Below are 18,404 nucleotides of genomic sequence, written 5' to 3'. Positions count from 1 at the left end.
TCAGCCGCAACACGACATGAGGCAACACAGCGTATGTCCACAGAACACAGGTACCGACCCCGGCGCGGCGCGAGACACCGTGGCATGGCGGTGATGGTGACGGGAGCCGTCGCGGTGGTGCTGTGCGGGTGCGGTGTGCCCGCGGCCCGGTTGGAAGGTGCCCGGCAGGCCGGACGGGCCTTCGAGCAGGCCATTGCCGACGCCAACTACCCACGGGCATGCGGCCTGCTGGCGCCGGAGACCCGGCAGCAGCTCGAAGAGGACCAGCACCAGCCGTGCGATGCAGCGCTGCGTGGGGAGGACCTGGCGGCGGCCGGTGAGGTGCGCGGAACGCAGGTATACGGGCGCCAGGCGCTGCTGCGTCTGCGGAAGGACACACTGTTCCTGTCGCAGTTCAAGGACGGCTGGAAAGTGGTCACCGCGGGCTGCACCCCACAGGGCGACAAGCCCTATCGGTGCTCGCTGAAGGGCGGCTGACGTGCGCTTCCTGTTCACTGCCTGCTTGCTGACGATCCTGGGCGGGCTGGCCTACTTCATCACGATCGGAGCTCTGGACCGGTGAACGGCGGGCGCCGCAGGGGCGGATTCTTGCGGGACAACAGCCTCACCCTCGCTTTCGGGGGCGGGTTCCTGGTCGTTCTGGCCGGCCAGGCGTTCGCCGGGCATGCCGGCTTCAACGAAGACCTCGCAGCCGATGGGCTGCAGCAGCTGACCATCGGTGAGTACCTGATGTCATCGGATTTCGCCGTCGACGTCACCGAGAACTGGCAGTCGGAGTTCCTGCAGTTCTTCCTCTACATCTTCGGCACGGTCTGGCTTCTTCAACGCGGCTCACCCGAGTCCAAAATGCTCCACAAGGCAGGACCGGAAAGCGACCAGGACCAGCGCATCGGGGACCACGCCGAAGCCGACTCACCGCGCTGGGCCGGCACGAAGGACTGGCGGCAGAATCTGTACTCACGCTCCCTGGGGTGCGTGATGGCCCTGTTGTTCCTCCTGTCCTGGCTCGCACAGTCCATCGCCGGTACGGCGGCCCACAACGAGCAGCAACTGCGCCAACTCCAGCCCCCCATCTCCTGGGGCGCCTACCTGGGATCCGCCGACTTCTGGAACCGCTCCCTGCAGAACTGGCAGTCCGAACTCCTGGCCGTGGCTGCCATGGCCATCCTCTCCGTATACCTGCGCCAGCGCGGATCTCCGGAATCCAAGCCTGTCGGTGCCCCGCACACATCCACCGGAGTGGAAGGCTGAACGCTGACGCCCGTGGGCGATGCGCAGCCTCTGGCCATGAGTGAAGTGAAACCTTCATGAGCAGCCCGGTCGGCATCCTGTGGCGACGTCGCGCACACATCCCCGAACACCCGTCGCGTTCGCCTGCGCGAGTGAACCATGGCTGATCGGTGGGAGGTTTCCCCGTCCCGTCCGCGCGGAGAACCCGTACCGTCCGTCATGAGCACTGTTCGGAGGTGGTTCCGCATGCGCGCCTACGGCGCCCGGAACCTTTGGAGGAGACCAGCATGGCAACAGGCAAAGTGAAGTGGTTCAACGCGGACAAGGGCTTCGGCTTCATCCAGCAGGACGACGGCGGCCCGGACGTGTTCGTCCACTTCTCCGCCATCCAGAGCAGCGGGTACAAGGAGTTGCAGGAGGAGGACCGCGTCACGTACGACGTCACTCAGGGACCCAAGGGTCCCCAGGCGGAGAACGTCGTCGTCGAGAGGTGAACGCTGACGCGAACCTCTGACCAGGAGGTCCAGGGGTTCGCTGACGCTGGTTCCCGCATCGGCCACTTCCCTGGAGAGCCGTCCGGCCGCTTGGTGGCGCGCCTTCGGCAGGGCCGGACGCCGACGAACTTTTCCCTGGCCGGGACTGGGGCGTGGGCGTCCTCGCGCCCTTCGGGGGTGACGAGGTGGGGGCCGCGACGGCACGGCCGCACTCGCCAGCGGTGCCCAGCCGGCCCGACGGGGCGCCGCAGGCGAACTCACTGGCCTGAGTGTGCTCTGGGTCCCTTGCCGGCCACTGCCACGGAGTGCACAGGGCTTGGGCTTGCCTGGCACTCCTGCGCGACCCATTTCGCCCGGTAGTGGGGCCCTACGGGTGGTATAGGGCGTGGGCACGGGCCAGGTCGACAGGCTCGTCCTTGCCGAGGTGGAGAAAGTAGTTCCCCTGCCATGCCTGCGTGCTGCCGGCCTGGCGGTTGGTCGTGGTCACCCAGGGCGGATAGACGCGGAACCCCCGCTTCCCGCCGGAGCCGTTACGGGAGACGACGCCGCGCTCGCTCAGCACCTCGCGCGGGAAGACGAACTGTCCGAAGCCGTCGTCATCGCGGCTGCTGATGACGAAGAGGTCCACCCCGTCGGCGGCGTCGAAGGGCCGGATCGGCCCCTGCTCGGACCGCTGCCACACGGTGACGAACTGGCCCACCTTCGTCGGGGTGGTCTTGGCCACGCGGAACCGGAGCGAGAGGCCATCGAGCGTGAAGGCATGAGCCGCGTACTCGGCGCTCTCCGGTTCCGGCACCGGAAGTGAACAGGAAAAACCGCTCGGGTCGTACACCAGCGCCTTCGCCGCCAGCAGATCACCGGTAAGCCCCGCCCACGGTTGATTCGTCACCATGCGCTCATCCTGCCAGGCTGGCCGGCGAGCTGAAGACCAACGGGGGCGTGGTCATACGCTTCGACAAACGCGCCCCCGTCTTCCAGACCACCCCTCGACGCAGAATCACGCCGACCGATACAAGATCGCACGCAGCCCCGACCTGACATGTGCAAAATCAACCCGTACTGGACGGCTCGACCAGAGCCGCGAAGGCCACGTGGCCCGTGGCCCACATTCTCAACGGTGTGCAGGAAGATCTCGTATCGCCCGTCCTTGCGGCCGTGAGTCCGGTTTCACTTTTGGAGGCAATGGTGGAGGAGCCAGAGTTCTGCGTGTTGTTGGCCGAGGGCGGGGCCCAAGGGCTGAACGTGGTCAAGGCGGTTCGATCCGTGACAGGACTCAGCGCCTGGCGGAGTACGCAATTGATCGAAGCCGCCCCGACCACGGTCGTACAGGAGACCTGGTTCGGACGGCAGCAGAGGCAGCGAGGTGCCTCAATGCCCTCGGCGCCAGGGCTGAACTGGTCTGCACGTGGTGCGAACGCGTGATGTCTCCCGAAGACTGCCCAGTGGACCCAGGGCCGTGCTCCAGCCCCTACCTGTCACCGACAGGCTGCCCGGCGAGCCAGCCGGAGCCTTGACCGGGCAGCCTTCGTCGGGCGGTACCCACGCGCGCTCGGCGGCGCCGTCTTCCCCGACTGGAACAAGGTCGCCCGGGACTACGCCGGTGCCTGTCACCCTCCGCGCGATCCTTGCGACCCAGGGCTTCAGGTCCGCCGTCAAGGACGGACTGACCCTCCCTACTGGGACATCGAATCCGTCCTATGGCTCCGCTGGTGCTTCCCCGTCGTCCGCCTCGTGGAAGTAACACCACCCAGCGCCACTTGACAACCCGTCACCAGACTTCGCGGACGGCGACCTGCCGGGCAGTCCGGCTGCGGGATGTCAGTAGCCGATGGTGAAGCGGCGCTGGACGAAGCGGGGCAGCTCCGCCTCGTCGATCAAGGCCACGGCCGCGTCCTCCACCGAGATGCGGCTGCGCCCCTCGGCATCCAGAACAGGCTGGTCACCGCCCACCCTGAACCGTCCGGTGCGCTCGCCGGGGGCGATCTCCTCCGCAGGGCTGAAGTAGGTCCACAGCCGGTTCGAGAGCCGCAGGACGTCAAGGGCGTCCCGGTGGCCGCGTACCGCTGCGGCGTACTCGCGGGGCAGCCCGAGCTGGTCGAGGCTGGTGTGCAGCATTTCGTCGGAGTCGGCGCGGACCACGCCCGGCGCGATCTCCAGGCTGCCGGCACCCCCGATCACGACGAGCCGGGTCCGCGGGTGGCTCTCCAACCCCTTCAGCAGGGCCCGCGCCGCCGTCGCGTAGACGGTCGGGTCGGCGATCGAACGCCGCACGGTCTCCGCGAAGTCCCTGGCGGCGTTGCCGGGTTGGAACGCGCTGATCAGGACGTCGAGGCCGGGCAGGACGCCGGCGATGCCCTGCGGGTCCAGGACATCGACGCTCGCCCACGTGAGATTGTCCCGGCGCTCCTCACGCTGCGCCTGAGCGGCGTCACGGCTGAACGCCCTGACGTGGTGGCCGCGTTCGAGGGCTTCGGTGACGACCCGGCTGCCGATGGTGCCCGTGGCTCCGATGACTCCGATGTGCATGGTTCTCCCCTGTGCATGCGGATGTGGAACGCCACCCGATGAGGTGACGCCGTGCAGAAACTATACGCTGTGAAGTATCACCACGGCACTCAGTACAGTGACGCTGTAGAGTGCCGTCGTGACAGTTACGGGAAGCAAGGGACGGCGTGAGCGACTGCGCGCCGAGACCACAGCCGAAATCAAGAAGGTGGCCCTGGCGCTGATGGCCTCGGGCGGGCCGGACGCCATCACGCTGCGGGCCATCGCCCGCGAGATGGGCATGACCGCCAACGCCATCTACGGTTACTTCCCGGCCCGGGACGACCTGGTCACCACGCTCATCAACGACGTGTACACCGCCCTGGCCGACGCCGTGGACGCCGCCTGGGAAGCCGCCCCCGCCACCGATCCCGCCGCCGGGATCGAGGCGTGGGCCAACGCCTTCCGCACCTGGGCCCTGGTGAACCCGCAGGGTTTCCGCCTCATCTACGGCGACCCCGTACCCGGCTACCAGGCTCCCGCCGGAGGCCCCGCCCCCGACGCCGCACGCCGGGTCTGCACCGGACTCACCGCACTCGCGGCAGCCGCATGGCCCCATGCCCAGCACCTCTACAAGGACAGCACCTTCGGCTGGCCCGACTTCGACCCCGGGCTCCTCGACAAGGTACGCCCGGTCTTCCCCGACCTGCCGCCCGCAGCCGTCGCCCTCGCTCTGCGCATATGGGGCCACCTGCACGGCCTCGTGTCGCTGGAGGTCTACGGCCACCTGCGCACCCAGACCACCAGCCCGCAGAAGCTGTTCCTGGAGGAACTCGACCAGCTCATCAAGGTGCTGGGTATCCCGCGCGGACGCTGAACACCCGAGCGCCGACGGCCGGCACGAGCTGTCCCCTCGTACGCCGGGAACGGCCCACCGGCGGTCGCGAGGGCCGCGCTCGATTCCCGGTTACGGAGTTCCGCTTCCCAGCTCCTCCGCGAGTGACCTCTGTACGTATGCCATGGCCTCCTTGTAGGAAGGCTCGGCGAAGCGCTTGCCCATCTCCTCGGCGGAGACCTCTTCCAACCGCTGGAAGATCCACCACAGGTGGCCCTGGGGATCGCGGATCCGCGCGGCCATTTCACCGAAGGCCAGCTCGGTCGGCCGCGTCACCAGCCGTGCCCCACAGACGAGGGCCCGCTCGACCGTCTTGCGGGCGTCCTCGACGTAGATCCTGAGATGGGACGGCAGGCTCGGCCAACCAACCAGTCTGCCGGTCGAACATCATGACCACCGCGCCCGCGACTTCCACCTCGGCGTGGGCGACCGTCCCGTCCTCATTGAGGATGCGGGAACCGCGCTCCCGGGCCCCGAACACCTGGCCAAGGAACTCGATCTCCGCGTCGGTGTCCTTCGATATCACCCACGGGTCGATCCGCGAGTAGCCGCCGGGCACGGTCTCCAGTTCACCTTTGAACGTCATACGTGGAGCCTGCCACACGGCCGGTCGCGGTGAGCGGGGCCTCGATGCGGTCGAGCCAGGAGGAGCAGGTCACACGGGGGTGAACAGCCCAGGAAGATTTGTCTCCCCGGCACGCGAGCGGGCCCCCCGGCCGTGATCGGGGGGCCCGTGTGGTCTCTACCTCTGCCCGCTGTTCACGCCCGACGCAGTGCGGAGCGGCCCGCGAAGCGCGCCGAGTCGCCCAACTCCTCTTCGATACGGATCAGTTGGTTGTACTTCGCCGTGCGGTCGGAGCGGGAGAGCGAGCCGGTCTTGATCTGACCGCAGCCGGTCGCCACCGCCAGATCCGCGATGGTGGTGTCCTCGGTCTCGCCCGAGCGGTGCGACATGACAGCCGTCCAGCCCGCCTGGTGGGCCGTGGCCACCGCGGCCAGCGCCTCGGTCAGGGTCCCGATCTGATTGACCTTGACCAGGACCGAGTTGCCGACACCGGTGCGGATGCCCTCGCGCAGCAGCGTCTCGTTGGTGCAGAACACGTCGTCGCCGGTGAGCTGACAGCGGTCGCCGACGCGGGCGGTCAGCTCGCGCCAGCCGTCCAGGTCGTTCTCCGCCATCGGATCCTCGATGGAGACGACCGGGTAGGCGTCGATGAGCTTGGCCAGGTAGTCGGCGTTCTCGGAGGGGGTGCGGCGCACTCCCTCGCCCGCGTAGTCGTACACCCCGTCGCGGAAGAACTCCGACGACGCCGGGTCCATGATCAGGCCGATGTCCGTGCCGGGGCGGTAGCCGGTGCGCTCGATGGCGGTCATCACGAAGTCGAGCGCCTCCTCAGCGGTACGCAGCGCGGGCGCGAAGCCACCCTCGTCGCCGACGCCCGTGGAGTGCCCGGCGGCCAGCAGATCGCGGCGCAGGGTGTGGAAGACCTCGCTGCCCATGCGGACGGCTTCGGCGAAGGTGTCCGCACCCACGGGCGCGATCATGAACTCCTGGAAATCCAGCGGATTGTCGGCGTGGGCGCCGCCGTTGACGATGTTCATCATCGGCAGCGGCAGGAGGTGGGCGTCGGCGCCGCCGAGGTAGCGGTAGAGGGGCTGGAGGTGGGCCGCCGCGGCGGCCTTGGCGGTGGCGAGGGAGACGCCGAGGATCGCGTTGGCGCCGAGCCGAGACTTCGTGGCGGTGCCGTCGAGGGTGACCAGCGCGGCGTCGAGACCCGCCTGGTCCGCCGCGTCCCGGCCGCGCACGGACGCCGCGATCTCCCCGTTGACGTGGGCCACCGCGCGGTCGACGCCCTTGCCGTGCCAGCGGGCGGAGTCTCCGTCGCGCAGTTCCACGGCCTCCCGGGCGCCGGTGGAGGCGCCGGAGGGGACAGCCGCGCGCCCCAGGGACCCGTCCGCCAGGACGACGTCGACCTCGACCGTGGGGTTGCCCCGGCTGTCGATGATCCGGCGGGCGGTGACGGTCTCGATGGTGGCGTCGACGGTTCCGACTGCCTTTGCGGACATGGGAGGTCCTTCCCGTTGTCGTGTGCCGTGGCCCCGGCTGCGACAACGCTGACGCTGAGCCCGACAACGGCAAACCCTACAGCAATGCTGCTCAGTTTTGCTGTACAGCATTGCTGTGCACGTCAGGTGCACAGCTTTGCTGACCAACGGGGTAAAGTGCCCTATGCCCACCTCGGAAGCCGCCGCCATCGCCGCCGAACTGCGCACCGCGATGGGCAAGCTCACCCGACGCGTCAAACACGAGGACCGCATCCCGCTGGGCCAGGCCGCCGTGCTCGGTGCACTCGACCGCAACGGCGCCATGACCACCAGCGACCTCGCCGCCGATCAGCGCGTACGCCCCCAGTCGATGGCCCGGGCGGTGGGGCTGCTCATGGAACAGAACCTGATCACGCGCCGGGCGCACCCCACGGACGGCCGCAAGTCGCTGGTCGAGCTCTCGGACGCGGGCCGGGCCGCGCTCGAAGCGGAGCGCGGTCGCAGGGCCGGTTGGCTCGCGCAGGCCATCGAGGCCGAACTCACGGATGAGGAGCGGGCGTTGCTGGCAGGAAGCGCCGACCTGCTGGAGCGGCTCGCATCACACTAGCGAGATACGCGGCGCGGTTCCGGACAGCGCCCGGGCGCGGGTCCAAGGCGACGAGGGCCCGCGGAGCACCTGCCGCGTCTTCCGCGCCCGGAGCATGCCGGACCGAGTGCGTACAGCAGCGCGTTGGTGAACTTGAGCCGCTCGTCAGCGCGTCGGTCTGACGTCAGCGCGGCAATCGGCTGCTTGCTGCAGAAGACGGCTCGGCGGTTCCGCTCGCCGTCAGCACGTACGGCCCGCGTAGTGGGCGCCTTGGGCCGCGCAGCCCCGGCAGTGGCCGAGATGCGTCGGCGCTTCGGACGCTGGCATGACCCGATTCCCCAATTGCTGGCGGCCGCCGACGAGAACGCGGTGAGGTGATGCGCCACGACATTTATGCGTTGCCGTCGCTGGCCGGTTGCGTCACCGGGCGCGCCGCGCTGCTCGGCGACGCCGCGCACGCCATGACGCCGAACCTGGGCCAGGGGGCCAACCAGGCGTTGGAGGACGCGGTCACGCTGGCCGCGCTGCTGGACGCATACCCCGATGTGGAGTCCGCACTGTCCGCCTACGACCGGCACCGACGCCCCCGCACTCAGCTGATCGCCCGCCGCTCCCACCGGATCGGCATCGCCGCGCAAGGGCACTCAGCACCCGCCACCACCTTGCGCGATCTGATGCTTCGCCCAGCTCCCAGCTCGACCCTGCTCAACGGGCTCACCCCGATCCTCAGCCGGCAGCCGCCCGGCGACGACCTCGGCGCGGCTCGCATCGGTTGAGCCCCGCCCAAACGGCGGCGCCCAAACGGAGCGCGCACATGACGGTCCTTGCGCCCCGCCTGCGTCACTGTTCGAGGTTGATTACCTCGTTCTCGAACGTGCGGAAATCTATGTTGGCCGGAGTAGACATTCGCCGGTGGCGTGGTTATGGTTTCTCTCGTAGCCAGAGAGACAAGCAGGGCCCGGCAGAGACGAACTGCCCGGGAGCAGTACCCGCAGGTGCAGTTGCAGGACGGTGCGGTGGTGGAGTCGCGAAGCCAGGGTTGTTGCAGGACGGCGACGCGGCTGACGACCGGACCGGGTGGCCCGCAGTGATCAGGGGCCGCCGTGAGCAGTACCGCAGTGGCAGTACCGGTAAGTGCAGTAAGCGGTATCAGCAGTGCAAGCAGTAGGCAGTTCGCAGTACCCCGTTTGGTAAGTGATTGTTCAGAGGGAAGAACGGAGGAGCCGACCGCCATCAGGATCGCCCGGGCGGAAGCCTTGAGCCCGGGTACCGCAGGACATCGATAGTGAGGTGGTCTCCGGTCAAGCAACCGCGATCCCCGCAGCCCCGGGAGTATTTCCGTCGGGTCTGCGGAAACAGGAAGCCGGCGCAGTATCAGGGCCGGCAGATGGTGTAGCAGTTCCTTCGGGGCCCTGGTGCCATATGGCACCAGGGCCCCTCAACGCGTTCCACAGAGACCCCAGTGACCACAGAGAGGTGCAGATGACAGCAGACGACTCCTACGGCCGTCTCGACGACGACGACTACCCCGCCTACACCATGGGCCGGGCCGCCGAAATACTCGGCACCACCCAGGGCTTCCTCCGCGCCATCGGAGACGCCCGCCTCATCACCCCACTGCGCTCGGAGGGCGGACACCGCCGCTACTCCCGCTACCAGCTCCGCATCGCCGCCCGCGCCCGCGAACTCGTCGACCAGGGCACACCCATCGAAGCCGCCTGCCGCATCATCATCCTCGAAGACCAACTCCAAGAAGCCCAGCGCATCAACGCCGAACACCGCCGCACCACCCAACCGGCCAACCCCACGAACACGGCCTGAGACGGCTGGTAGCGGCGGGCCCCGAAACACGCGTCGCGGCGGGCCCCGTCCCGGCGCCGCGTCCGCGAACTCATCGCCGTCGCGGGCACCGGCGACACCACGGAGACCTGGGACTCCGGCCTCATCGCAGCGGACCGGCTCGCACTGGTCGACGCCTTGCAGGAGGTTCGGGAACCGGCACACCTGAAGGGCCTGGGCCGGACCACGCTTCGAGCACCGGTGAATGAACGGTCGTGGGCGGAGAGCCAGGTGGTCGCGGGCCGGGCCAGCGGCATCTGTGCCTGACGCCCGCTGGGGGCGGTGGGCCGCCGGACGGATGCGGTCCGGGGTCCCCCCGGGGCCCTCCGACGGGGCGAGAGCGCGTACGGGACGGCTGGCTACCTGGGACTGATCGCACACATCAGGACTGCGTCGCCGACGACAGGAGCGCCGATCGCGCCGACGCGCCCGGGCACCTCCCACACGGATCTCCGAGCGCACCCGGCGCTCGCCCCATGTATCGGGCTGCGGCTCCGCTCCACGGCACTGCTGCCCAGGGCATACGGCGGAGACGTGGCCGTCGAGTCCGCCTTCTCGGCGCCAGTAGAATCGACGGTTATGGCCGATACCCAATACGAAGACCTGTTGCGGCTGGTGCTCACCTCCGGGACAGCCAAAGCCGACCGGACGGGCACCGGTACCCGAAGTGTCTTCGGGCACCAGCTGCGCTATGACCTCTCGCAGGGGTTCCCGCTGGTCACCACGAAGAAGGTGCACCTCAGGTCCATCGTGTACGAGCTCCTGTGGTTCCTGCGCGGCGACTCGAACGTCGGCTGGCTTCAGGAGCACGGCGTCACCATCTGGGACGAGTGGGCCGACAGCAACGGCGACCTCGGTCCGGTCTACGGGGCACAATGGCGCTCCTGGCCCACCCCGGACGGCGGGCACATCGACCAGATCAGCGAAGTTCTCGACACGCTGCGCCGGGACCCGGACTCCCGCCGGATGATCGTCTCCGCCTGGAACGTCAGCGAGCTGAACAAGATGGCGCTGGCGCCGTGTCACGCCTTCTTCCAGTTCTACGTCGCCGACGGCAAACTCTCCTGCCAGCTGTACCAGCGCAGCGCGGACCTGTTCCTCGGCGTCCCGTTCAACATCGCCAGCTACGCGCTGCTCACGCACATGGTGGCGCAGCAGGTTGGCCTTGAGCCGGGCGACTTCATCTGGACCGGCGGCGATTGCCACATCTATGACAACCACGTCGAGCAGGTGCGCGAGCAGCTCTCGCGTACCCCGTTCGAGTTCCCTCAGCTGCGTCTGGGTAAGGCCGACTCGCTGTTCGACTACGCCTACTCCGATGTGGAGGTGCTCGACTATCGGCACCACCCGGCCATCAAGGCTCCGGTGGCGGTGTGAACGTCGGGCTGATCTGGGCGCAGACCCCCGCGGGCGTCATCGGCGCGGGCAACGCGATTCCGTGGCGTCTGCCCGAGGACATGGCGCACTTCAAGGCGACCACCCTCGGCCATCCGGTGGTGATGGGGCGCAAGACCTGGGATTCGCTGCCCGTGCGGTTCCGCCCGCTGTCCGGGAGGCGGAACATCGTGGTCACACGTGATCCGCGGTGGGCGACCGAAGGGGCCGAGCGCGCCGGGTCCATCGTCGAGGCGCTGGAGCTCGCCGCCGAGCCTTTGGAGTCGGCAGCCGTCCCCGCTGAGACATGGGTGATCGGCGGCGGGGAGATTTACCGTGCCGCCCTGGGATACGCCACGAGGCTCTCGGTGACGGAAGTCGACGTGGCGGTGGACGGCGACGCCTACGCCCCGACACCCGGCCCGGAGTGGAAGGTCGCCGAGGACACGGGCTGGCAGTCCTCGGCGTCAGGGCTGCGCTACCGCATTCGCATGTATACCCAGTGAGGAACAGCCCCACTTCCCTGATCACCTACGGTGCAGCTCTGGACCTCAAACGCGCTGGTCATGGGTTGCGGCGTGCAGTTGCCCACCCGCCACCACTGGCTGGAAGCCGCGGTGGGCGCCTGCGTGCCGCCCCGAGGCAGACATCATCCGCGCTGGTCAGCGGCCTGCAGGCGGTCCCGACGGCGGGGCCGGTCTCCAGCGCGGCCGCGACCGAGTAGGGCCAGGCCGGGATCATCCGGTGCTCGAGCTGGCTCCGGCCATACGGGGCAGCAGGAACGGGTCCAGGCAGGTCACGGCATCATCCGGTCGCAACCACGGCGATGCGTCCACTGCCAGGTCTTCCACGTCGTCCCCGAGGGCTCCCCGGAGCAGCCACAGAAAGTGCTCACTGGGTCGTCGAAGTGGCCATGGCGGCGCGTAGCCGGGCCACGGTGCGGCCGGGCTCGACGGGTGCGGCGCCGGCGTGGGGGAGAGGGGCGGCTGCTGCGTTGATCAGATTGGGTCCGATGCGCAGGAACGCGGCCAGGTCCGTGAGGGAATCGGGCAGGGCGGCGAGGCCGGAAGGAAGCGGTGGCTCGATGTCGTCGTCGTGGAGGTCGCCGTTGCTGAGGCAGAGCAGCCAGGCCAGGTAGAGCAGGCGCATGTCCCCGGCCGCGACAGAGGAGCGCGCTTGGGCGATGGAAGGCAGCCACTCCTCTTCCGGGTCGGAGTCGTAGCCGTAGCCTTCGAAGTCGAAGAGCTCGTTGAAGTCGTCGAGCTCCCCGTTCTCGTCATCGGAGACCAGCGTGATGAGCACATGGCCGCCGTGCTGGCGGGCGTTGGCCGAGGGGCCGGTGCAATACCGCTCAGCAACGTGCAACGGGAGCTGATGGGCGGGCCATCGCAGAATGACCTTGCGATGGCCCCAGTTCGCGAAGTAGAGGTGAGCGTCGTAGTACCTCTCCATGAGTTGGTCGCAGCTGCCCTTGAAGTCACCCCACTGGTAGCTGTTCACAAACGTGGTGCGGGTAAGGGTGGCGCGGGTAGTCAGTTTGCGGATCGAGGCGACCTGCTCGTCCGTCAAGGGCTTGTCAGCAGCGAGGAATTGGTAGTGCTGGTACTCAGACATGACGACCTCCCACTGTGCTGACGCTCCGGGTTCTGATCCGACCGGAGCGGACGAACGCTGCGGTCGAAGCGACGTCGACGACAAGCCGTCGCCATGCCGCAGGGAAACCCTCCATAGTGATACCGCAGCCGCACCGCTTGAGGCGACCTCACCCTGGGTACTGGCCTGCTCAGGGAGGTCGGCCCGTACGGGCGTACGGTGTGAGGGGCGATGCTCAAGACATCGGTACCGAGGTCCTGGTCCTGGTCGTGAAGGATTGTCCGAACGAGCATCCTGCAGCCGACGGGCGTGTCCAGAGCGTGGTTGAGCGCCTGGGCGCTGAGGCGCACCCGCGCATGCGCCCCGACGAAGACCTACCTCAACGCGGTCACCATTCAGTACGCCAAGGAGCTGAGCGGCACCAACATCTTGATCAATAACGCCTGCCCCGGCTACGTGGCCACCGACTTCAATGGTTTCAGCGGTACCCAGACCCCTGAGCAGGGAGCGGTGATCGCCATCGGGTTGGCGACTCTGTCCGACGACGGCCCCACCGGCCAGCTGTTCGACGACAAAGGAGTCGTGCCATGGTGGCCGTCTACTGCGTGGAGGAATACTCGGTCGGCTGGCTCGTCTTCTGGAACACGGCGGAGTACGCCCGCACCCGTGACGTGCGTGACAACCTCATGGGCGGCAGCCATTACCTGGTGGAGCGGCACGACGGGAGCATCCATCACGTCCCCGCCGCCGGGTGGTTGGACGAGGGCTGGGAGGAGCACTACCTTCTGCAGACAAAGGGCATCAGACCACCCGATCCACTGGCCTCCTCTGTCCGCGCGCTCGTGCACTCCACCGGGGTCGTGGCCGCGATGAGCCACCTGCGCAAGCAGGCTCCGCGACTGAGCCCGCAGGAGGCAAAGGCCTACGTCACGACCGTTCGGGACGGCGCCGAACCACCGGAAGAGCTGGCGAACCCTACCCGGCAAGAGAAGAGGTGGCCGTTTCTGCCCATCGAACCACTGGCTGGTCCGGTCCAGTAGAGGCTTGGCTGAGGGGTCGAGACCGAGACCACGCCGCTGGTCCACGTCCGGTAGGTCGGCCCGAGCCGACGAGACGGTGTCTTCGGTTTGCCACGGCCGGAGTCTGGGGGATGCCGGCACCCGTTCCCTCTGGAGTACAGCAGGCCGGTCGCGGTGATAGGCGCAGTGGGATCAGGCGGTATCGAGGCCGTCTATCAGGCGATTGAGGAACCGGGTGAACGTGGCTTCGGGGGTGAGGGCGTGCCCGGGGGCGGAGAGGGCTTCGGCGAGTTCCGGGTGGTGGCCGTCGGCGGCGACCGCGGCGAGGTAGCGGGCTTCGGCTGCACCCCGGTCGGGGGACCGGGTGGTTGCGGCCTGCGCGATCTCATAGCTGACATGACCGGCCACGAAGGCGGTGAGTTGGGCGAAGATCTCCAGCTTCGCCGCACCGTCCAGTCCGGTGGGCCTGAGGGCGGCGAGGGCGCGTTCCAGGAAGGCCAGGGTGTTGGGACCGGGAGTGCGGCGGGTGGCCACGGCGGCGGGTAGCCAGGGGTGTCGCAGCATGTGATCGCGTTGGAGGCGGGCGATGGTCTTCAGGTCGGCTCGCCAGTCGCCGGTGAGTGGGTTCGTGGTCGGGAGTTCGCCACTGACGTGGTCGATCATCAGTTCCAGCAGCGTCTCTTTGTCGGGGGCGTAGCTGTAGAGCGACATGACGCCGGCTCCGACCTCGGCTGCGACCCGCCGCATGGTGACTGCTTCGAGTCCCTCCGCGTCCGCGAGGGTGACGGCTGTCGCCGTGATCGCCTCACGGCTGAAGGAGGGCCGACGGCCCCTGCGCGGCTCGGTGGTACGCAGCCAGAGCTGTTCGGGGTCCACGCCAGTGGCGCCGGGTCCTGCGTCATGGGGCACGGTCTCGCGCGCCTTCCCTGGTTGTTGCGGTGGGCTCTTGCCAAGGCCATCCAAGCATCCTCTATTCTCGTACACTGTACGGAATTGAGGAGGGAACAATGCCATCACGCATGTCCGACACCGTGGCCGCGCCGTCCTGGGTGCCACCTGCCGGAAAGCCGCCACTGTCCTCACGGATGATGAGGGCGACTTGGCGGGGACTTCCGGCGAAACGGCACTCTGTGGGATGGGAGCCGGGGCTCGTGGTGCCGGCCGCCGACGGCAGCCCGTTGATCACTGACCACTACTTCCCGCGCGAACAGGGCGACTTTCCCACCCTCCTGGTCCGCTCGCCCTACGGCCGAGGCCTGCCGTGGTCTCCCATGTACGGCCTGCTCTTCGCCGAACAGGGCTTTCACGTGGTCCTGCAGAGCTGCCGCGGCACCGGTGGCTCGGGTGGTGCCTTCGACCTGTGGCGCAACGAGGTCGCCGACGGGCAGGCCACGGTGTCGTGGCTGCGCCGGCAGCCCTGGTTCAACGGAACGCTCGGGACCGTCGGCCCCAGTTACCTGGGCTACGTGCAGTGGGCTCTTGCCCTGGACCCGCCGCCAGAACTGAAGGCCATGGTGGTGCAGATGGGCCTGCACGATCCGTACGCCCTGTTCCACGCGGACGGTGCGCTACGCCTGGAGAACGCCCTCGCCGTCGGTGCGGGCATGACCTACCAGCACCAGGGCGTGGGACCGTTCCTCAAGGCGACGCTGCGCCTTCAGCGCCGCCTGCGTGATGTCACCACCGCGCAGCCCTTGCGCGGGGCGTACGTGTCCGCCCTCGGGGGCGAAGTACCCTGGTTGGACGACGTCATGACGCACCCGGACCCCAAGGACGCGTACTGGCACGGTGCGTCGCTGGCGGAGTCGGCGGAGCGGCTCAGCGTGCCCACGAGTCTGATTACGGGATGGCATGACGTGCTGGCCGACCAGACCTTCGAGCAGTATGACCGGCTGCGTCGGGCCGGGTGCGAGACCGCTCTGCTCGTCGGCCCCTGGACACATACCTCCGCCCTGCAAAAGGGATGGCCCGAGGTGTTCACCGAGAGCCTCGCGTGGCTGCGCGCCCACCTGTATGCCGACCCGTCCGGCCTGCGCCCGACCGCGGTGCGCGTGCACACCGGCGGTGAAAAGGCCTGGCGGGACCTCGACGAGTGGCCGTCAACCGCGGCTGCCACCTCGTGGTACCCCCTCCCGGGCGGGACCCTCACCGAGCAGGCCCCCACGGACTCCGCACCACTGACCTCATTCCGCTATGACCCGGCCGACCCCACCCCGTCCGTCGGCGGCCCTCTGCTCTCCCGCACCGCCGGTCCCCGCGACAACAGCGCCCTGGAAGGCCGAGCTGATGTGCTGACGTTCACCGGCCCCCCACTGGCCGAGGCCGTGGACATTGTGGGCCCAGTCTCCGCTCGGCTGAGGATCTCCACGGACACCGGCCACGCCGATGTCTTCACCCGCCTGTGCGACGTGGACCCGCAAGGCCGCTCCGTCAACATCTGCGACGGACTGGGCCGGCTTCGGACGACTGAGCATGAGCCGTCGCAGGTCACCGTGTCGATGAGCTCCACGGCCCATCGCTTCGCCGCAGGTCACCGCATACGTTGGCAGATCAGCGGAGGCGCCCATCCGCGCTATGCCCGGAATCCCGGCACCGGGGAGCCGCAAGTGGACGCCACCACCTTCGCGCCGGTGCGCATCACACTCCACACGGACTCGGCATTGTTGCTTCCCCACGGCTCCGGGCCCACGTGATCTCCAGCTCCACGGGAAAGGGCTGACGAACCGGGCCGTCAGGCCCTGCTCACTCCCCGGACCACCCCCTCGGACTGCCCTGTCGCGCCGCGGCGCGATCACCCCGCGGCGGCGGGCGCCACTTCATGATCGGGCAGTATGGAGCGCATGCCTGATGCCCCGATACGTCGCGCACAGCCCTACGGCGACGACCTGATCGCCCCCGCTCTCAGCGGGCTCATCGGAGGTTCCGGATACTGGCGGGCCGGTACGCTCGCCGGATTCGCGGACGTCGGGGACTACTTGGCCGGTCGCGGCGAGCGCGTCCCGGACCAGTACAAGGGGTATGACTGGTCCCGGTTCATCGGACGCATCGGTGCCGTGGCACTGCGGGCCAGTGCCTTCCACGTCCGGCCCGATCTACGGGAAGTCCTCCTGCGGATGCTGGAGGTATGGGCCGAGACCCCCTTCGCCGACCCGGACGAACGGCGCCGGATGCGTACGGGGACCATCGAGCTCGCCGACGACCGCGTGTACGCCGCGCGTGACGGCGATGGCGCCGTGCTGGTGCTGCACGGGCTCGGCGCGGGCGAGAAGGGGCGGCACTTCGTCGAGCTGCGCACGGGGGAGGCCGATGCGCCCGCGCCCGGGCGGATCGTCGGGGCCGAGCCCGTACCCTCGGCCAGTTGGGAGACTCCGGCGCGGCTGCGCCGGCTCGCCGGTCTCGTCCGAGAGCACGGCCCGGCTCCCTGGGACCGTGCGGCGGCCGCGGCGCTCGCCCAAGCGACCGGGCTCAGCCGTGCCGCGGCCGCGCTGCTGCTCGCCGGCATCCCTGATGTGTCGTACGGGTATCGGGGCCTGGACACCGAGGCGCGCAAGGGCATGGGGCTCAAGCAGTCCGAAGCCGACGCCGGAGAAGGCGAGTTGATGGGTCTGGGGGTGCCGGCACGTCTCGATCTGCTGGCCGCCGTGCTGCCCGACGACCCGGAGCAGCTGTGGCAGCAGGGCGGGCAGGCAGCACTCGCCGAGCGCATCGCCGAAGCCTGGCGCGCTCAGCAGGGCGTACGCCCAGCGATCTCGGAGACGACGCTCGCCGTGGCGGCCGAGCACAACACCGTTCGCATGGCCCCGGCAGCGGTCTGCACGCTGTTCGCCGACCCCACGAGCGATCCGGTGCTCACCCGTGACCCCGACACCCGGCTGCGAGCCAGCAGCGTCATCGGCCACGGCTGGGAAGGTGAGGAAGGGTTTCACTTCAAGGAGCGCCTCTCCGTGGCCTGCGAAGCCATCGACTGGATCTATGCCGAACTTCCCGCAGGAGACCCCGTACGTGAGGGTGTTCCGCAGGTGGTTTCGCTGCTGCGTGAGCGGCTGGCACACCCGCGGTTGCTGCTCGACGCCGACGGCAACCGGCTGCGCGGGCGGACCGTCGCGGAACTGTGGCCGGTCTTTTCCGGCGCCGAAGCGTACGGGGACGCCGTCGAGCCGCTGGATCATCCCACGCTCGACGACGGACTGGTCGTCGTGGCCGAGGCGGGGTTCGACCGGCGCGGCGAGCGGGGTGCTCCGGGCATCTACTTCCGGCCCGGCAAGTACGGGGCGGACGAGCGCTCGCAGCGGCTGGAGGTCGTCGTCGACAGCGAAGGGTCCAACCTCGCCCGCGTCCGCTGGCTGCGGGGGTCCGCATGCGAGCGCGTCGTGGAGCGGATCACCTGCCAGGCTCTGCCGCCCGGGCGCTACGAGACCGATCCCCGTCTCTCCGCACCCGACGTGGTCGACGAGGTCGCCGCGAAGACGGGCCTCGGCACCGATGCGGCGGCACTGTATCTCCAGTTGCTCGCGCTGCCCGCGCCCACCGACCGCAGAGTCCGCCGCTGGAACCATTGGACGCCCGCCCACCACAAGGCGGCCATGACCGAACTCGTCGGGGCGTCCCTGGTAGTGGTCGACCGGCGGCCCCGGGCTGGGCGTGGTGTGTTCCTGCCCGGTGACTGGGCCGCCGCGGACAAGCCGTTCCACCCGATGGAAACCTGGAAGGCCGAGCTGCTCGGCGCCCGGCTGATCGCAGGCAAGGTCCGCTCCGTACCGGTCGCCGGACCGCTGCCCGAACTCTTCGCGCGTGCCTGGCAGTCGCGTCCCCGATGACGGAAGTCACTCCCGTATCGGACGGAC

The 18,404-nt window shown here is 68.9% G+C and carries 19 protein-coding genes and 1 pseudogene; 13 read left to right on the top strand and 7 right to left on the bottom strand.

The window, feature by feature from the left end; genetic code table 11:
* Positions 1-84 precede the first annotated feature (84 nt).
* The 3 genes from ACZ499_RS14995 to ACZ499_RS14985 all read left to right on the top strand — a co-directional run bounded on the left by ACZ499_RS14995 (position 85) and on the right by ACZ499_RS14985 (position 1,724).
* Entirely contained in the window at positions 85-477 is a 393-nt protein-coding gene (locus tag ACZ499_RS14995) for a hypothetical protein (protein WP_468675159.1), read from the top strand.
* Between the two features lie 111 nt (positions 478-588).
* On the top strand, positions 589-1,251 hold the full coding sequence (locus tag ACZ499_RS14990; RefSeq protein WP_468675157.1) for a DUF6766 family protein: 663 nt from the start codon (positions 589-591) through the stop codon (positions 1,249-1,251).
* A 266-nt stretch (positions 1,252-1,517) separates the two neighbouring features.
* Entirely contained in the window at positions 1,518-1,724 is a 207-nt protein-coding gene (locus ACZ499_RS14985; RefSeq protein WP_385534549.1) for a cold-shock protein, read from the top strand.
* Between the two features lie 367 nt (positions 1,725-2,091).
* Here ACZ499_RS14985 and ACZ499_RS14980 read toward each other — a convergent pair whose 3' ends face one another.
* Positions 2,092-2,616, bottom strand: a complete 525-nt coding sequence (locus tag ACZ499_RS14980; RefSeq protein ID WP_468675155.1) for a MepB family protein — start codon at positions 2,614-2,616, stop codon at positions 2,092-2,094.
* A 926-nt stretch (positions 2,617-3,542) separates the two neighbouring features.
* Positions 3,543-4,250: an NAD(P)-dependent oxidoreductase gene (locus ACZ499_RS14975; RefSeq protein WP_468675153.1), complete on the bottom strand. Its 708-nt coding sequence runs from the start codon at positions 4,248-4,250 to the stop codon at positions 3,543-3,545.
* 118 nt (positions 4,251-4,368) lie between these two features.
* On the opposite strand from ACZ499_RS14975, the gene ACZ499_RS14970 reads away from it, so the two are divergent.
* Positions 4,369-5,085 carry a TetR/AcrR family transcriptional regulator gene (locus ACZ499_RS14970; protein ID WP_468675152.1) on the top strand — a complete coding sequence of 239 codons (717 nt, stop codon included), beginning with the start codon at positions 4,369-4,371 and terminating at the stop codon, positions 5,083-5,085.
* A gap of 90 nt (positions 5,086-5,175) precedes the next feature.
* On the opposite strand, the gene ACZ499_RS14965 is transcribed toward ACZ499_RS14970, so the two are convergent.
* From ACZ499_RS14965 to eno, 3 genes are all read right to left on the bottom strand, one after another.
* Positions 5,176-5,439, bottom strand: a complete 264-nt coding sequence (locus ACZ499_RS14965) for a VOC family protein (RefSeq protein WP_468675471.1) — start codon at positions 5,437-5,439, stop codon at positions 5,176-5,178.
* On the bottom strand, positions 5,348-5,689 hold the full coding sequence (locus ACZ499_RS14960; protein WP_468675151.1) for a VOC family protein: 342 nt from the start codon (positions 5,687-5,689) through the stop codon (positions 5,348-5,350). The genes ACZ499_RS14965 and ACZ499_RS14960 overlap by 92 nt, the downstream gene beginning before the upstream one ends.
* A 173-nt stretch (positions 5,690-5,862) precedes the next feature.
* Positions 5,863-7,170: a phosphopyruvate hydratase gene (eno, locus tag ACZ499_RS14955; RefSeq protein ID WP_468675149.1), complete on the bottom strand. Its 1,308-nt coding sequence runs from the start codon at positions 7,168-7,170 to the stop codon at positions 5,863-5,865.
* A 163-nt stretch (positions 7,171-7,333) separates the two neighbouring features.
* On the opposite strand from eno, the gene ACZ499_RS14950 reads away from it, so the two are divergent.
* The 5 genes from ACZ499_RS14950 to ACZ499_RS14930 all read left to right on the top strand — a co-directional run bounded on the left by ACZ499_RS14950 (position 7,334) and on the right by ACZ499_RS14930 (position 11,454).
* Positions 7,334-7,756, top strand: a complete 423-nt coding sequence (locus ACZ499_RS14950) for a MarR family winged helix-turn-helix transcriptional regulator (protein ID WP_468675147.1) — start codon at positions 7,334-7,336, stop codon at positions 7,754-7,756.
* A 356-nt stretch (positions 7,757-8,112) separates the two neighbouring features.
* A complete protein-coding gene (locus ACZ499_RS14945) occupies positions 8,113-8,511 on the top strand; it encodes an FAD-dependent monooxygenase (protein WP_468675145.1) in 399 nt (132 codons plus the stop codon).
* Positions 8,512-9,217: 706 nt separating this feature from the next.
* Complete coding sequence (locus ACZ499_RS14940) at positions 9,218-9,556, top strand: helix-turn-helix domain-containing protein (protein ID WP_468675143.1); 339 nt, start codon at positions 9,218-9,220, stop codon at positions 9,554-9,556.
* A 597-nt stretch (positions 9,557-10,153) separates the two neighbouring features.
* Positions 10,154-10,951 (top strand): thymidylate synthase, encoded by a 798-nt coding sequence (locus ACZ499_RS14935; RefSeq protein ID WP_468675141.1) that lies wholly within the window; start codon positions 10,154-10,156, stop codon positions 10,949-10,951.
* Entirely contained in the window at positions 10,948-11,454 is a 507-nt protein-coding gene (locus ACZ499_RS14930) for a dihydrofolate reductase (protein ID WP_468675139.1), read from the top strand. The genes ACZ499_RS14935 and ACZ499_RS14930 overlap by 4 nt, the downstream gene beginning before the upstream one ends.
* 385 nt (positions 11,455-11,839) lie before the next feature.
* Here ACZ499_RS14930 and ACZ499_RS14925 read toward each other — a convergent pair whose 3' ends face one another.
* On the bottom strand, positions 11,840-12,562 hold the full coding sequence (locus ACZ499_RS14925; protein WP_468675137.1) for a hypothetical protein: 723 nt from the start codon (positions 12,560-12,562) through the stop codon (positions 11,840-11,842).
* 333 nt (positions 12,563-12,895) lie between these two features.
* Here ACZ499_RS14925 and ACZ499_RS14920 point away from each other — a divergent pair.
* Together ACZ499_RS14920 and ACZ499_RS14915 are read left to right on the top strand one after the other, a co-directional pair.
* Positions 12,896-13,132, top strand: a pseudogene (locus tag ACZ499_RS14920) (dehydrogenase); the annotation flags it as partial.
* Positions 13,129-13,581 carry a YrhB domain-containing protein gene (locus ACZ499_RS14915; RefSeq protein WP_468675135.1) on the top strand — a complete coding sequence of 151 codons (453 nt, stop codon included), beginning with the start codon at positions 13,129-13,131 and terminating at the stop codon, positions 13,579-13,581. The pseudogene ACZ499_RS14920 and the gene ACZ499_RS14915, both read left to right, overlap by 4 nt.
* A gap of 171 nt (positions 13,582-13,752) precedes the next feature.
* On the opposite strand, the gene ACZ499_RS14910 is transcribed toward ACZ499_RS14915, so the two are convergent.
* The gene (locus ACZ499_RS14910; protein WP_468675134.1) at positions 13,753-14,469 is read right to left on the bottom strand and encodes a TetR/AcrR family transcriptional regulator; all 717 of its coding nucleotides are present in this window, start codon (positions 14,467-14,469) and stop codon (positions 13,753-13,755) included.
* Between the two features lie 179 nt (positions 14,470-14,648).
* On the opposite strand from ACZ499_RS14910, the gene ACZ499_RS14905 reads away from it, so the two are divergent.
* Positions 14,649-16,253: a CocE/NonD family hydrolase gene (locus ACZ499_RS14905; RefSeq protein WP_468675469.1), complete on the top strand. Its 1,605-nt coding sequence runs from the start codon at positions 14,649-14,651 to the stop codon at positions 16,251-16,253.
* A 147-nt stretch (positions 16,254-16,400) separates the two neighbouring features.
* On the top strand, positions 16,401-18,377 hold the full coding sequence (locus tag ACZ499_RS14900) for a hypothetical protein (RefSeq protein WP_468675132.1): 1,977 nt from the start codon (positions 16,401-16,403) through the stop codon (positions 18,375-18,377).
* Positions 18,378-18,404: the final 27 nt, after the last annotated feature.

The sequence above is a fragment of the Streptomyces sp. NPDC031265 genome, from assembly GCF_055570295.1.
This window is presented reverse-complemented; position numbering and strand designations above follow the sequence as displayed.